This is a genomic window from Sinorhizobium sp. (genome assembly GCF_059070375.1).
Window position 1 is genome coordinate 280826 of sequence record NZ_JCACWC010000004.1, and the last position, 14829, is coordinate 295654.

Here is a 14829-nt window from a genome sequence, read left to right on the forward strand (position 1 = left end):
GAACGGCTTGCCGGCCGTCAATGCGCTTCCGCGGCAAGCACGCGCACTTCCGTGCCGTTGGCGTCGTAGAGCTTGCCGTTGAGGAAATAGTCGCCGTCGTGCAGTCGCGCGATGTCCTGGTAGCGGAGCGTCCGCTCCGTCCCGGCGACGAACACCGATTGCTGGTCCGAGTTCCCGGCGGTCATATGGTTGAAGATCAGGTTGAGGCCGATCGCCATCAGCGCGGCGGAGCTGATGCCGGAATGGAAGATCGTCTCGACCCAGGCCGGGAAATGCTCGTAGAAGGTCGGCGAGGCGATCGGGATCATGCCGAAGCCGATCGAGGTCGCGACGATGACAAGGTTCATGTTGTTGGCGTAGTCCACCTTCGACAGGGTGCGGATGCCGCTCGCGGCGACCGTGCCGAAGAGCACGATGCCGGCGCCGCCGAGCACCGAACTCGGAACCGCCGCGACGATGCGGCCCATGACCGGCAGAAGACCGAGCGTGACGAGAAACAGGCCGCCGGTTGCAACGACATAGCGGCTCTTGACTCCGGTGACCGCCACCAGCCCGACATTCTGGGCAAAGGCGCTCTGGGTGAAGGAGCCGAAGATCGGAGCGAGCAGGCTCGACAGCATGTCGGCCCTGAGTCCGTCGCCGAGCCGGCGCGAATCCACCTTCGTTTCGATGATCTCGCCGACCGCCAGAATGTCCGCCGAAGTCTCGACCAGCGTCACCATGATGACGATGAACATCGAGGCGATCGCCGCGACTTCGAAGGTCGGATAGCCGAAGTGGAAAACCAGCGGAAGCGCGAAGAAAGGCCCTTCGGTTACCTGCGAGAAATCAGCCATGCCGGCGAAATAGGCTATCACCGTCCCGATGATCAGGGCGAGCAGGATCGAGAGCCGCGAGATCGCGGCGCTTCCGAGCTTGCTGAGCAGGAGCACGATGACGAGCGTGACCGCTGCAAGCTGGATATTGGCGGGACTGCCGAAATCGGGGGCACTGCTGTTCCCGCCCATGGCCCAGCGCGCGGCCACCGGCATCAGCGTCAGTCCTATGGTGGTGATCACGATTCCGGTGACGAGCGGCGGAAAGAAGCGGGTGATCCGCGAAAATACAGGCGTTATCAGCAGGCCGATCAGCGAGGCGGCAATGACGGCGCCGAGCACCGACTGGAGCCCCCCATTGCCGGAAATGGCGATCATCGTCGCCACGCCGGAAAAGGAAACGCCCTGGACCAGCGGCAACTGGCTTCCGAAGAAGGGCAGGCCGATTGTTTGCAAGATGGTGGCGAGGCCGCCGGCAAATAAGGATGCAGTGATGAGCAGGCCGATGTCGCCGGGGCTAAGGCCTGCGGCCTGACCCAGTATCAGGGGCACGGCGACGATGCCTCCATACATCGTCAGCACGTGTTGCAGGCCATAGGCCAGATTGGCGCCGATTCCGAGCTTCTCATCCTCCGGACGCGTTGGTGATAGGGTTTCCTCTGCACTGTTTGCCAAGGTAATCTCCTCCAATACCTTTGCATGTCATCCACTTCTTACGAAGAAGGTGGCGAATAATGTCAGCGACGATGAGGCGCTGCCTTACCGAAATAGGGGAAACAGTTTTCGTCTGGCGGGCGGTAATGCTGCGGTGAGCGCAGCGGCGGGCGTGGGGTGGCCCCCTCGATTCGAAACGAAAAAACCGGGGCCGTTTCCAGCCCCGGTGCCGCATCTCCCTTTAACAACGCCGCCGACGGATCGCGCAGCGTCTGTCGATCAGTTCGTCTGCCAGCTCTTGACCAGCTCGTCGTAGTTGACGGTGGTCGGCTTTTCCTTCTCGTTCTCGATCTTGAGCTGCGGTGCGAGGTTGCCGGCCTTTACGGCTTCGGCGTTCCAGTATTCCAGATCGTGCTCTTCGGCGAGCTTCGGACCGATGTCGCCCTGGACGCCGGCACGTTCCAGGCGCTGCAGCACCTTTTCCTGCTCGGCGCAGAGCGAGTCCATGGCTTCCTGGGCGGTTTTCGCGCCGGAGGAAGCGTCGCCGATCGCCTGCCACCAGAGCTGTGCCAGCTTCGGATAGTCGGGCACGTTCGTTCCGGTCGGCGACCACTGCAGGCGGGCCGGTGAACGGTAGAACTCGATCAGGCCGCCGAGCTTCGGGGCGCGGTCGGTGAAGCTCTGATGGTCGAGCGTCGACTGGCGGATGAAGGTCAGGCCGACATGGCTCTTCTTAACGTCCACCGTCTTCGACGTCACGAACTGCGCATAGAGCCAGGCGGCCTTGGCGCGATCGTCCGGCGTCGACTTCAGCAGCGTCCAGGACCCGGCGTCCTGGTAGCCGAGCTTCATGCCGTCCTTCCAGTAGACGCCGTGCGGGCTCGGGGCAAAACGCCACTTCGGTGTGCCGTCCTCGTTCACGACCGGCAGGCCTTCCTTCACGAAATCGGCGGTGAAGGCCGTATAGGTGAACATCTGCTGGGCGACCTCGCCCTGCGATGGTACCGGACCGGATTCCGAGAAGGTCATGCCCTGGGCAGCAGCCGGCGCATAGGCCTTCATCCAGTCGAGATATTTCTGGATGGCGTAGACCGAGGCCGGGCCGTTGGTGTCGCCGCCGCGCGCGACGCAGGATCCGACGGGCCGCGAGTTCTCGTCGACCTTGATGCCCCACTCGTCGACCGGCTTGCCGTTCGGGATGCCCTTGTCGCCGTTGCCGGCCATCGACAGCCAGGCATCGGTGAAGCGCCAGCCCAGCGACGGGTCCTTCTTGCCGTAGTCCATGTGGCCATAGACCTTCTTGCCGTCGATCTCGCGCCCGGTGAAGAACTCGGCGATGTCCTCATAGGCCGACCAGTTGACCGGAACGCCGAGTTCGTAGCCGTACTTGGCCTTGAAGTCCGCCTTGTTTTTCTCGTCGTTGAACCAGTCGTAGCGGAACCAATAGAGGTTCGCGAACTGCTGATCGGGAAGCTGGTAGAGCTTGCCGTCCGGCGCGGTCGTGAAGGATTTGCCGATGAAGTCGTCTATGTCGAGGTTGGGGTTGGTGACATCCTTGCCCTCGTTCGCCATGAAGTCGGTCAGGCTGCGGGCCTGCTGGTAGCGCCAATGCGTGCCGATCAGGTCAGAGTCGTTGATATAGGCGTCATAGACGTTCTCGCCCGACTGCATCTGCGTCTGCAGTTTTTCGACCACGTCGCCTTCGCCGATCAGGTCATGGGTGATCTTGATGCCGGTGATCGCGGTAAAGGCGGGTGCCAGAACCTTCGATTCGTATTCATGCGTGGTGATCGTTTCGGAAACGACCTTGATCTCCATGCCGGCAAAAGGCTTTGCCGCATCGACGAACCATTGCATTTCCGCTTCCTGGGCGGCGCGGTCGAGCGAGGACATGTCGCCGACTTCCTTGTCCAGGAACTGCTTTGCCTCGTCCATCCCGGCAAATGCCGAGCCGGTAAATGCCAGCAGCATAGCCGCCGTCGTTGTCAAAAGGTGCCTTCGCATTAAATCCTCCCTTGGGTTTTGCGATTGCGTTCACTTGCAGTTTCAAAGGGCGCCCGCGGTGAGCGCCCTTCTTTTGGTTCCTCAGACGTAGCGGAAGACGCCGACCGCATAGATCACCGACAGGGCGACCGCCCACCAGAGATTTGCGCCGACCAGCCCCAGCCAGGCGAGGTGAATGAATGCGCTTCCGAGCAGCGACACGAAGAGCCGGTCGCCGCGGGTCGTCTCGAAGCGCAGGATGCCGACGCGCGGGTTTCCGCCCGGCCGGGCATATTCCCAGACGGCCATCAGCGACAGGAGCGCGAAGATCGTCAGAAAGAACATGGCGGTAGGGAAAGACCAGGCCATCCAGCCGCCGGGGATCAGCGGGGCGAACCAGTCGGTCTTGCCGTCCTTGGCCGGCAGAACGGAAAAAAGCAGGCCGGCCGCGATGAGATAGACGACGAGCACGGCGGCAAGCGCGACGGGCCAGCGGTTCTTGCGAGTGGCGACGGTTGCCATCAGACCCTCCCCAGGGCGAAGCCCTTGGCGATGTAGTTGCGAACGAAATAGATGACCAGCGCGCCGGGGATGATCGTCAGAACGCCGGCGGCGGCGAGCACGCCCCAGTCGAGACCGGAGGCGGAGACCGTGCGCGTCATCGTCGCGGCGATCGGCTTGGCGTCGGTCGTCGTCAGGGTGCGGGCGATCAGCAGCTCGACCCACGAGAACATGAAGCAGAAGAAGGCCGCCACGCCGATGCCGGACGCGATCAGGGGCACGAAGATCTTCACGAAGAAACGCGGGAAGGAGTAGCCGTCGATATAGGCGGTCTCGTCGATCTCCTTCGGCACGCCGGACATGAAGCCTTCCAGGATCCAGACGGCGAGCGGCACGTTGAACAGGCAATGCGCGATCGCCACCGCGATGTGCGTGTCGATGAGACCGAAGGCGGAATAGAGCTGGAAGAAGGGCAGCGCGAAAACCGCCGGCGGCGCCATCCGGTTGGTGAGCAGCCAGAAGAACAGGTGCTTGTCGCCGAGGAAGCGGTAGCGCGAAAAGGCGTAGGCTGCCGGCAGCGCCACCGTCACCGAGATCAGCGTGTTCAGGACGACATAGGTGATCGAATTGATGTAGCCGTTGTACCAGGAGGGATCGGTAAAGATCACCGCATAGTTCCGAAGCGTCGGATTCTGCGGCCACAGCGAGAAGGTGCTGAGGATCTCGCTCGTCTCCTTGAAGCTCATATTGACGAGCCAGTAGATCGGCAGGAGCAGGAAGACGATGTAGATCGTCGGCACCAGCCAGGAGAGGCGCTGCGAAAGTGGTTGCTTGTTGGTCATCATGATGTCTCCTCCCTCCTTCTCAGCCTTGCGCGTCGCTCGTGGTCATCACCGTGTAGAAGATCCACGACAGGAGCAGGATGATGAGGAAGTAGATGATCGAGAGGGCTGCGGCCGGGCCGAGGTCGAACTGGCCGATTGCCGTCTTGACGAGATCGATCGACAGGAAGGTCGTCGAATTGCCCGGGCCGCCGCCAGTCACGACGAAAGGTTCCGTATAGATCATGAAGCTGTCCATGAAGCGCAGCAGGAAGGCGATCAGGAGCACGCGCTTCATCTTCGGAAGCTGGATGTAGCGGAAGACCGACCAGCGCGAGGCGCCGTCGATCTTGGCGGCCTGGTAGTAGGCGTCCGGGATCGAGACGAGGCCGGCATAGCAGAGCAGCACGACGAGGCTAGTCCAGTGCCAGACATCCATGACGATCAGCGTGACCCAGGCGTCGAGCGGATTCTGCACGTAATTATAGTTGATGCCGAGCGAGGCGAGCGTGCGCCCGAGCAGGCCGATGTCGACCCGGCCGAAGACCTGCCAGATGGTGCCGACGACGTTCCACGGAATGAGCAGCGGCAGCGCCATCAGAACGAGGCAGATCGGCACGCCGATGCCTCTCTTCGGCATGTTGAGCGCGATGACGATGCCGAGCGGGATCTCGATCGCGAGAATGATCGCCGAGAAGATCAGATTGCGGGTAAGCGCGTCCCAGAAACGGTCGGATTCGAGCACGTCCAGGAACCAGTCGGTGCCGGCCCAGAAGAACTCGTTATTGCCGAAGGTGTCCTGTACCGAATAGTTGACGACGGTCATCAGCGGGATCACCGCCGAGAAGGCGACGAGCACCAGTACCGGCAGGACCATGAACCAGGCCTTGTTGTTCCAGGTCTTTTCCATGTCAGGCCTCCCCGCCGACGCGCCAGGAATCGGCGTAGATGTTGATTGCCTTCGGATCGAAGGTCACGCGCGGCTCGGCGGGGATCTCGCCGTCCTCGTCGACGATGATCGAGATCGGCCGGTCGGCGAAGCGGGCGCGTACGACCTTGTGGCGGCCGATATCCTCGACCTTCGTGACGGCGACCGGCATGCCTTCGCGGCCGAGGGAAATGAATTCCGGACGGATGCCGAGTTCGGTTCTGGCGCCCGGCTTGATCTGCGGCTGGAAATCGAGCGCGATCCTCTGGTCGCCGACGGCGGCCGTGTTGCCGGCGATCTCGGCCGGCAGGACGTTCATGCCCGGCGAGCCGATGAAGTAGCCGACAAAGGTGTGACGCGGCCGCTCGAAGAGCTCGGCCGGCGTGCCGATCTGGACGATCTGGCCGTCATACATGACGACGACCTTGTCGGCGAAGGTGAGCGCCTCGGTCTGGTCGTGCGTCACATAGACCATGGTGAAGCCGAACTGCTTGTGCAGCCGCTTGATCTGCGAGCGCAGGACCCATTTCATTTCCGGATCGATGACGGTCAGCGGCTCGTCGAAGAGGATGGCGCTGACGTCCGAGCGCACGAGGCCGCGGCCGAGCGAGATCTTCTGCTTCTGGTCGGCGGTCAGCCCGCGCGCAGTCTTCCTGGCCCAGCTGCCGAGTCCGGTCATCTCGAGGATTTCCTTGACGCGGCGGTCGACCTCGGTTTCGGGAACATGCCGGTTGCGCAGCGGAAAGGCGAGGTTGTCGTAGACGGTCATCGTGTCGTAGATGACCGGGAACTGGAACACCTGGGCGATGTTGCGCTGCTGCGTCGTCAGATGGGTGACGTCGGTTCCATCGAAGAGAATGCGCCCCTCGGAAGGGTTGATCAGCCCCGAAATGATGTTGAGCAGCGTGGTCTTGCCGCAGCCGGAGGGCCCGAGCAGAGCGTAGGCGCCACCGTCGTTCCACTCGTGATGCACTTCCTTCAGCGCGTAGTCCGCTTCCGATTTGGGCCTGGCGCCGTAGGCGTGGCGGATGTGTTCGAGATTGATGCGTGCCATGGTTTCCTCCCCGACGCCCTTTCCTCAGGCCGTCCCGCCGACCGCCCTGCCGTCCGGCCCGAAGGCCATGAGGTGGCGTGTGTCGACGAAGACATTGAGCGTTGCGTCCGGTTCGATCTCGTGAATGCCGGGTGCGAGCATGACCCAGCGTGCGCCCGCGAAGGCGACGTGAATGAAGCTTTCGGACCCGGTGATTTCCGAGATCGCCGTCTTGACCGTCAGCGGTTCGTCGCTGCCGTTCGGCTGGCCGAAAGAAAGATGGTGCGGCTGAAAGGCCACCGTGCAGGGGCCATCCCCGAGGGAACGAAGATGTGCGGGAACGGGAAGCACCGGCTTGCCCTCGAGCGCAAAATGCGTTCCCGCCTTCACGAGGCCGATGGTGTTCAGCGGCGGATCGGCGAATGTGCGGGCCGTGACGATGTCGACCGGCCGGCGATAGACGTCGATGGTGCGGCCGAACTGGGTGATCCTTCCCTCGCTCAGCGTGGCGGTGTTGCCGCCGAGCAGAAGCGCTTCCGACGGCTCTGTCGTGGCGTAGACGAAGATCGCGCCGGATGCGGCGAAGATCTTCGGCAGTTCCTCGCGCAATTCCTCCCGCAGCTTGTAGTCGAGATTGGCAAGCGGTTCGTCGAGCAGCACCAGATCGGCATTCTTGACGATGGCGCGGGCGAGCGCGGTGCGTTGCTGCTGACCGCCGGACAGGTTGAGAGGCGTGCGGTCGAGATAGGGCGTGAGCTTCAGGAGTTCCGCCGCCTTTCGCACTTCGCGGTCGACGGCGGCGCTGTCGGCGCGCTTGATCCGCATCGGCGAGGCGATGTTCTCGTAGACCGTCATCGCCGGATAGTTGATGAACTGCTGATAGACCATGGCGACCGAGCGTTTCTGCACGGGAACGCCGGTCACGTCGGCACCGTCGAGATGGATCGAACCGGAGGCGGGCTTGTCGAGACCGGCCATCAGCCGCATCAGCGACGTCTTGCCGGAGAGCGTCGGGCCGAGCAGCACGTTGAGCGACCCCCTCTCCAGCACAAGGTCGGTCGGGTGGATGTGCGTCTCTCCACCCACGACCTTGGATATCTTCTTCATTTCAAGCATTGAATTCTCCACCCCAACGGCAGTTCAGCCGTGGTACCTCAGGCGGCCGCGTTGACCGCGCCCCGCATATATTCCTCCAGTTCCGCGGTTTGCGCCCGCGAAAACTTCAGTCCCAGTTTCGTGCGGCGCCAAAGCACGTCCTCCGCGCGCAATGCCCATTCCTGACCGATCAGCCAATCCACTTCCGCCGCATAGAGATCCGCCCCGAAGTGCTTTCCGAGGTCGGCCTCGCTCGCGGCATTGCCGAGAAGCTGCGCCGCCCGCGTGCCGTAGAGCCGTACCAGCCGGCGGGCGTGGGAGGCGGCCAGAAAAGGATAGCGCGTCTTGAGCTTCGCGACCTCGTCGTCATAGCCGCCGGCCGGAAAATCGCCCCCCGGAAGCTGCGATCCGGCCGTCCACTTCCTGCCCTTTTCCCCGATGGTCTCGCCGATCTTCTCGAGCGCCGATTCCGCAAGCCGCCTGTAGGTGGTGAGCTTGCCGCCGAAGACGTTGAGCAGGGGTGCATCGCCGTTCTCGACGCGCAGCACATAGTCGCGGGTCGCCTCCTGCGCCTTGCTCGCGCCGTCATCGAAAAGGGGGCGCACGGCGGAATAGGTCCACACGATATCCTCTCTGCCCACCGGGTCGCTGAAATATTCGCTCGCCGCTTTGCAGAGATAATCGATCTCTGCATCGCTGATGCGCACGTCAGCCGGATTGCCGGTGAAATCGCGATCGGTGGTTCCGATCAGCGTGAACTCGTCCTGGTAAGGAATGGCGAACATGATCCGCCCGTCCGGGTTCTGGAAGAAATAGGCGCGCGGATCGTCGAACTTCTTCTTAACGACGATATGACTGCCCTGGACCAGGCGGACATTGCGGACGTCGTTGTTGCCGACCGCTTCGGAGAGAACCCGGTCCACCCAGGGGCCCGCGGCATTGACGAGCATGCGGGCGCGTATCGTCTCGCGCGCGCCTGTCGCCGCATTCTCGATTTCGATCGCCCAACGGCCGCCCTCACGGCGCGCCGAGACGACGCGGGTGCGCGCCATGATCCTCGCGCCGCGGTCGGCGGCGTCGCGCGCGTTCAGCACCACGAGGCGAGCATCGTCGACCCAGCCGTCCGAATATTCGAATGCTTTGGTGAAGAGGCGCTTCAGCGGTGCGCCTGCGGGATCGCGCGTCATGTCGAGCGTCTTCGTCGCCGGCAGAAGCTTGCGGCCGCCTATGTGATCGTAAAGAAAGAGGCCGAGGCGGATCAGCCAGGCCGGCCGCGGACCACCCTTGTGGAAGGGAAGCACGAAGCGCATCGGCCAGATGACGTGCGGCGCCATCGCCCAGAGGACTTCGCGCTCCATCAGGGCTTCGCGCACCAGGCGGAATTCATAATGCTCGAGATAGCGCAAGCCGCCATGGATGAGCTTGGTCGAGCCGGAGGATGTTCCGGAGGCGAAATCGCTCATCTCCGCAAGCGCGACGGAATATCCGCGGCCAGCCGCATCACGCGCGATGCCGCATCCGTTGATGCCGCCGCCTATGACGAAGACGTCGAATATCGTCTGCTCTGACACTCTTGTTTTCCCCTCCACACTCCGCGACACAAAATTTGTGCAATCGCGAAAGTGAAAGCAGTTAAAGCGAAAATATTTCGAATGTCAAACGAATGTTCCGGCTTCGCGCTCGGGAATCGGGGACCGGATCACACCTCGGTCTCGACCAGCCTCACATCCTGGTCCGCACAGATTTTCCGAACGTTTTCAACGATGCAGCGGTCGGTGATGAATGTCTGTACCTGCGAAATATGGCCGATGCGCACCGGCGCGGTGCGTTCGAATTTCGTCGAATCCGAAACGAGGATGACATGGCGCGCATTGGCGATGATCGCCTGCGCGACTTTCACTTCGCGATAATCGAAATCGAGCAGGGCTCCGTCGGGGTCGATCGCCGAGGCGCCGATCACCGCGAAATCCACCTTGAACTGCTTGATGAAGTCGACGGCGGCCTCTCCGACGATGCCGCCGTCGGAGCCGCGGACAACCCCGCCGGCGATCACCACCTCGATCGAGGGGAAGACCCGCAACCGGTTGGCTACGTTGATGTTGTTGGTGATGATCATCAGTTCCCGGTGGTCGAGGAGCGCCTCTCCCACCGCTTCCGTCGTGGTGCCGATATTGATGAAGAGCGAAGAATTGTCGGGGATGAGCGCGGCCGCGGCACGGCCGATCGCCTGCTTTTCCGCCGCGGCGATCTGGCGGCGGGATTCGTATCTGACGTTTTCCTTGCCGCTCGGAAAAATGGCGCCGCCGTGAATGCGGTTCAAAACCCTGGCGTCGCAGAGATCGTTCAGGTCCTTGCGGATCGTCTGCGGCGTAACGGAAAAGCGCTGGGCGAGATCCTCGACCAGCACGCGGCCTTCCGTTTTCGCCAGTTCCAAAATCTCCGCCTGTCGTCCGGTCAGATACATCCGCCCCTCGCGTTTCGTTTTCTTTCATAATATGCAAAAACGAAAGCGGCGCAATTTCAGATTAGAAATATCCGGCGCGTTCGATTTTCGTTGCGGCTCGCGCCCGATCTGCGCTGTAATCGGTGGGGGCACGCCAGTCTGACGTTATCGGGAGGAAGAAAGCGCATGTATCATCCGGCCTTGTTCCAGGGCATAAACGTGGTGGTTACCGGCGGCGGGAGGGGCATCGGCCTCGAGGTCGTGCGGCAGTTCCTCGATTGCGGTGCGCGCGTGGTGGTGCATATGGGGCGGACGATCGCCGCCGACCGCCCCGAATATCTCGACCTTGCAGCGGCCGAGGGCAGGGCGTTCCTCGCGGCGGCGGATTTCGTTGCCGACGGAGGCGTCGAGAGCCTCGCCGATGTGGTGAGGAGCCGCTTCGACAGCGTCGATGTCCTCGTCAACAATGCCGGCACGATGGTTGGCCGCTTTCCGGCGTCCGATCTCACCGATGAGCAATACCGCACGGTCGTGCAGCTCAACCAGACCTCGGTCGTCGAGATGACCCGGACGATGCTGCCGCTCCTGCGCAAGGGCAGACATCCTGCGATCGTCAACACGGTTTCGATCTCGGCGCGCATGGGCGGCAGTCCCGGCTCCTCGATCTACTCTGCCACCAAAGCTTTCGTCGCAACCTATTCGAAGGCGCTGGCGCGTGAACTTGCGCCGGACGGCATCCGTGTCAACTGCGTCTCGCCCGGCACGATCACGACGGATTTCCACGAGCGCTATTCGACCCCGGAGAAGCTGGAGGCGACGCGCAAGACCATCCCGCTCGGCCGGCTTGGGACGGCGGAGGATTGCGCGCCGGCCTATCTCTTCCTCGCCGCGCACGCGCTTTCGGGCTATATCACCGGCCAGGTCCTGGAGGTGAATGGCGGGCAGCTCATCGCTTAAGCGCGCGTCCGCCCCTCATCCGCTTGCCGGCACCTTCTCCCCGCCTGCAGGGAGAGGGCCAGTCCTCGGGTCAAACTCGAGGGAGAGGCGCAAAAACGTGTGCACTGAGTGATCCGGATATGATCGACAAGCTGGAATTCTTTCTCGCACTGGCCCGCGAACGGCATTTCGGCCGGGCGGCGGAGGAGTGCGGGGTGACCCAGCCGACGCTTTCGGCAGCGATCCGGCAGCTCGAAGAACAGCTCGGCGTTATTCTGGTCAATCGCGGATCACGCTTCCAGGGACTGACGCCCGAAGGGCAGCGGGTGCTGGAATGGGCACGGCGGATCGTCAGTGACAGCCGTACGATGCGCGAGGAGATGCGTGCAGCGCGAAAAGGTCTTTCGGGGCATATGCGCCTCGCCGCGGTGCCGACGACGCTCTCCATGGTGCCGCTCATCACCGCGCCCTTCCAGGAGAAGCATCCGGACGTCACCTTCTCGGTGCTTTCGACCACCTCGCTGCAGATCCTCGCGCTTCTCGAAAACCTGGAGATCGATGCCGGTCTGACCTATCTGGAGAACGAGCCGCTCGGCCGGGTGACGAGCGTGCCCCTGCAGATCGAGCAATATCATCTGGTTACGGCCGCCGGTACGGCGCTTTCGGATCGCGAAAGCGTGACCTGGAAGGAAGTGAGCGACATTCGGCTTTGTCTATTGACGGCCGACATGCAGAACCGTCGCATCATCAATCAGCACTTTGCCGAGGCGGGCGCGGTCCCGAAGCCGACCCTCGAATCGAATTCGATGATCGTGCTCTTTTCCCACGTCCGGACCGGACGGTGGGCGAGCATCATGCCCTATAACGTTGCGAAATCATTCGGTTTTCACGAGGACATACGGATGATCCCGATCGTCGATCCGGACGTCCGCCATACGGTCGGCCTGGTCGCCACCTATCGTGAGCCGTTCACGCCGCTCGTCTCCGCGCTGTTGCACGAGGCGCGTATCCTCGGTGAGCGCAACCAGGTTCAATAGAAATTTTCTATCGATCGACGGAACAGCCATATTGACCCATGAAAGCATAAGCGCGAAGCTTGTTTCATGGGCAAAGAGCGTGAAATCTCCGACCTTTGCCAACTGGTTGAGACAGCGGCACGACGACGGTGGGAGATCCTAGCGGCGCGGCCGCGAGCCGGGAGGGCTCCTTCAGTGAATATCCATCTGCCGCGCGCAGACGTGACCGAACGGACGCTGGCGATCGTCGGCGAGCTCAAGGGGCTCGAAGGCCCGCTTCTTCCCATCTTGCACGAAATCCAGGACGAGTTCGGCTATGTGCCGGAGGAGAGCCTGCCGGTGATCGCGCGGGAACTCAATCTGTCGCGCGCCGAAGTCTATGGCGTGGTTACCTTCTATCACGATTTTCGCGAGCACCCGGCCGGGCGCCATGTGCTGAAGCTCTGTCGCGCCGAGGCCTGCCAATCGATGGGCGGCGACCGGCTTGCGGAGCGCGCCAAGGCGCTTCTCGGGATCGATTTCCATGAGACGACGCCGGACGGCGCCGTGACGCTTGAGCCGGTCTACTGTCTCGGGCTCTGTTCCTGCTCGCCGTCGGCGATGCTTGACGGCGAGGTTCATGCGCGCCTCGACGAAACAGAGCTCGAGGCGCTGGTTGCGGAGGCGCGCCGATGACCGTCAGGATCTATATTCCCCGGGATGCGGCGGCCATTGCGCTAGGCGCCGAAAAGGTGGTGGAGGCGATGGCCGGCGAGATCGCCGCACGCGGGCTCGACGCCACGATCGTGCGCAACGGCTCGCGCGGCATGCACTGGCTGGAGCCGCTGGTTGAAGTCGAAACGGCCGCAGGGCGCGTCGCCTACGGTCCGGTGAAGGCGCGCGACGTCGCCTCTCTTCTCGATGCCGGGCTGATTTCGGGTGGCGCGCATCCTCTCTGCCTCGGCAAGACCGAGGAAATTCCGTTTCTCAAGCGACAGACCCGGCTTACCTTTGCCCGTTGCGGCGTCATCGATCCTCTCTCGCTCGAAGACTATCGCGCCCATCGGGGCTTGCTCGGTCTCGAGCGGGCGATCGCAATGCAACCGGCGGAGATCGTTGCCGAGGTCACGGAAAGCGGCCTTCGCGGCCGCGGCGGCGCCGGCTTCCCGACCGGCATCAAATGGAAGACCGTCCTGGAAGCACGAGGGCCGCGGAAATACATCGTCTGCAATGCCGACGAGGGCGACAGCGGGACCTTTGCGGACCGGATGATCATGGAAGGCGATCCCTTCGTGCTGATCGAGGGTATGGCGATCGCCGGTATCGCGACCGGTGCGACCAAGGGCTACATCTATACCCGTTCGGAATATCCGCATGCGATCGCGGTGATGAGCGCGGCGATCGAGATCGCCCGTGCCGCCGGTGTGCTCGGTGCTTCGGTGCTCGGCTCGGCGCACGCCTTCGACATGGAAGTGCGCACCGGCGCCGGCGCCTATGTCTGCGGCGAGGAGACCTCGCTCCTGAACAGCCTCGAAGGCAAGCGCGGGCTCGTGCGCGCCAAGCCGCCGCTGCCGGCACACAAGGGCCTTTTCGACCGCCCGACCGTCATCAACAACGTCATCTCGCTCGCCTCCGTGCCGGTGATCCTCGACAGGGGCGCCGGTTACTATCGCGATTTCGGCATGGGCCGGTCGCGCGGAACGATCCCGCTGCAGATCGCCGGCAACGTCAAGCATGGCGGCCTCTTCGAGACCGCATTCGGCCTGACGCTCGGCGAGATCGTCGACGAGATCGGTGGCGGCACGGCGAGCGCCCGGCCGGTCAAGGCCGTCCAGGTTGGCGGCCCGCTCGGTGCCTATTTCCCGCGGGCGCTGTTCGATACGCCTTTCGACTACGAGGCATTTGCCGCCAGAGACGGGCTCATCGGTCATGCCGGCATCGTCGTCTTCGACGACACGGCCGACATGTTGAAACAGGCGCGTTTCGCCATGGAGTTCTGTGCGGTCGAAAGCTGCGGCAAGTGCACCCCTTGCCGCATCGGTTCGACGCGCGGCGTCGAGGTGGCCGACAGGATCGCCGCCGGCATCGAGCCGGAGAAGAACCGCGAACTGCTCGCCGATCTCTGCAACACGATGAAATTCGGCTCCCTCTGCGCCCTTGGCGGCTTCACGCCCTATCCGGTGATGAGCGCCATGACGCATTTTCCGGAAGATTTTTCACCGGTGCCGTTCGCGGAGGCTGCGGAATGATGGCTGCGATGGCACTTGAATTTTTGCCCCTCACCCTAACCCTCTCCCCGCAGGCGGGGAGAGGGGACCGGAAGGGCACGGCATACCCCTTCTCCCCGCGTGCGGGGAGAAGGTGGCGGCAGCCGGATGAGGGGCGGAAGCCGGTATCGGCGGCGGCGCGTACCCCCCTCTGGCCTGCCGGCCATCTCCCCCACATGGGGGGAGAATGGATGCGGCGCGCTCGGCGTATTGACCGGAGCGCCCCACGTGCAGAAGCGTTTGTTTTGGAGCGAGTGGCCGGCCACGAGTCGATCTCCCCGCTTGTGGGGGAGATGCCCGGCAGGGCAGAGGGGGGTGAAGCCGCCCCCTTGAACGCAATTTCTCAGGAGGCCCGCTA

Annotated in this window: 13 protein-coding genes; 4 read left to right on the top strand and 9 right to left on the bottom strand. The window is 63.1% G+C overall.

What is annotated here, in order from left to right; all coding sequences use genetic code 11:
- Positions 1-17 precede the first annotated feature (17 nt).
- From AC5J09_RS27655 to AC5J09_RS27695, 9 genes are all read right to left on the bottom strand, one after another.
- The gene (locus AC5J09_RS27655) at positions 18-1490 is read right to left on the bottom strand and encodes a nucleobase:cation symporter-2 family protein (RefSeq protein WP_494299040.1); all 1473 of its coding nucleotides are present in this window, start codon (positions 1488-1490) and stop codon (positions 18-20) included.
- A 258-nt stretch (positions 1491-1748) separates the two neighbouring features.
- Entirely contained in the window at positions 1749-3473 is a 1725-nt protein-coding gene (locus tag AC5J09_RS27660; protein WP_018097262.1) for an ABC transporter substrate-binding protein, read from the bottom strand.
- Between the two features lie 81 nt (positions 3474-3554).
- On the bottom strand, positions 3555-3974 hold the full coding sequence (locus tag AC5J09_RS27665; RefSeq protein ID WP_494299041.1) for a DUF2160 domain-containing protein: 420 nt from the start codon (positions 3972-3974) through the stop codon (positions 3555-3557).
- Entirely contained in the window at positions 3974-4798 is an 825-nt protein-coding gene (locus AC5J09_RS27670; protein WP_010970356.1) for a carbohydrate ABC transporter permease, read from the bottom strand. Before AC5J09_RS27670 ends, AC5J09_RS27665 begins: the two co-directional genes overlap by 1 nt.
- A gap of 19 nt (positions 4799-4817) precedes the next feature.
- A complete protein-coding gene (locus tag AC5J09_RS27675; RefSeq protein ID WP_003530331.1) occupies positions 4818-5684 on the bottom strand; it encodes a carbohydrate ABC transporter permease in 867 nt (288 codons plus the stop codon).
- 1 nt (position 5685) lies between these two features.
- Positions 5686-6756, bottom strand: a complete 1071-nt coding sequence (locus AC5J09_RS27680) for an ABC transporter ATP-binding protein (RefSeq protein ID WP_018097260.1) — start codon at positions 6754-6756, stop codon at positions 5686-5688.
- A gap of 24 nt (positions 6757-6780) precedes the next feature.
- Entirely contained in the window at positions 6781-7851 is a 1071-nt protein-coding gene (locus AC5J09_RS27685; RefSeq protein WP_018097259.1) for an ABC transporter ATP-binding protein, read from the bottom strand.
- Positions 7852-7889: 38 nt separating this feature from the next.
- Positions 7890-9401: a glycerol-3-phosphate dehydrogenase gene (glpD, locus tag AC5J09_RS27690; RefSeq protein WP_494299042.1), complete on the bottom strand. Its 1512-nt coding sequence runs from the start codon at positions 9399-9401 to the stop codon at positions 7890-7892.
- 128 nt (positions 9402-9529) lie between these two features.
- The gene (locus tag AC5J09_RS27695; protein ID WP_018097257.1) at positions 9530-10294 is read right to left on the bottom strand and encodes a DeoR/GlpR family DNA-binding transcription regulator; all 765 of its coding nucleotides are present in this window, start codon (positions 10292-10294) and stop codon (positions 9530-9532) included.
- 165 nt (positions 10295-10459) lie between these two features.
- Here AC5J09_RS27695 and AC5J09_RS27700 point away from each other — a divergent pair, with 165 nt between their 5' ends.
- The 4 genes from AC5J09_RS27700 (at position 10460) to AC5J09_RS27715 (ending at position 14453) form a co-directional block, all read left to right on the top strand.
- Positions 10460-11230 (top strand): SDR family NAD(P)-dependent oxidoreductase, encoded by a 771-nt coding sequence (locus tag AC5J09_RS27700; protein ID WP_494299043.1) that lies wholly within the window; start codon positions 10460-10462, stop codon positions 11228-11230.
- Positions 11231-11349: 119 nt separating this feature from the next.
- A complete protein-coding gene (locus tag AC5J09_RS27705; protein ID WP_010970351.1) occupies positions 11350-12246 on the top strand; it encodes a LysR family transcriptional regulator in 897 nt (298 codons plus the stop codon).
- Between the two features lie 174 nt (positions 12247-12420).
- Positions 12421-12900, top strand: coding sequence for a formate dehydrogenase subunit gamma (locus tag AC5J09_RS27710; RefSeq protein ID WP_494299044.1), 480 nt, complete (start codon positions 12421-12423; stop codon positions 12898-12900).
- A complete protein-coding gene (locus AC5J09_RS27715; protein ID WP_494299045.1) occupies positions 12897-14453 on the top strand; it encodes a formate dehydrogenase beta subunit in 1557 nt (518 codons plus the stop codon). Before AC5J09_RS27710 ends, AC5J09_RS27715 begins: the two co-directional genes overlap by 4 nt.
- Positions 14454-14829: the final 376 nt, after the last annotated feature.

Coding starts and splice junctions, on each gene's coding strand:
- AC5J09_RS27715 (WP_494299045.1), top strand. CDS start 12,897: ATGACCGTCAGGATCTATATTCCCCGGGATGCGGCGGCCATTGCGCTA.
- AC5J09_RS27685 (WP_018097259.1), bottom strand. CDS start 7,851: ATGCTTGAAATGAAGAAGATATCCAAGGTCGTGGGTGGAGAGACGCAC.
- AC5J09_RS27670 (WP_010970356.1), bottom strand. CDS start 4,798: ATGATGACCAACAAGCAACCACTTTCGCAGCGCCTCTCCTGGCTGGTG.
- AC5J09_RS27665 (WP_494299041.1), bottom strand. CDS start 3,974: ATGGCAACCGTCGCCACTCGCAAGAACCGCTGGCCCGTCGCGCTTGCC.
- AC5J09_RS27660 (WP_018097262.1), bottom strand. CDS start 3,473: ATGCGAAGGCACCTTTTGACAACGACGGCGGCTATGCTGCTGGCATTT.
- AC5J09_RS27675 (WP_003530331.1), bottom strand. CDS start 5,684: ATGGAAAAGACCTGGAACAACAAGGCCTGGTTCATGGTCCTGCCGGTA.
- AC5J09_RS27680 (WP_018097260.1), bottom strand. CDS start 6,756: ATGGCACGCATCAATCTCGAACACATCCGCCACGCCTACGGCGCCAGG.
- AC5J09_RS27705 (WP_010970351.1), top strand. CDS start 11,350: ATGATCGACAAGCTGGAATTCTTTCTCGCACTGGCCCGCGAACGGCAT.
- AC5J09_RS27700 (WP_494299043.1), top strand. CDS start 10,460: ATGTATCATCCGGCCTTGTTCCAGGGCATAAACGTGGTGGTTACCGGC.
- AC5J09_RS27695 (WP_018097257.1), bottom strand. CDS start 10,294: ATGTATCTGACCGGACGACAGGCGGAGATTTTGGAACTGGCGAAAACG.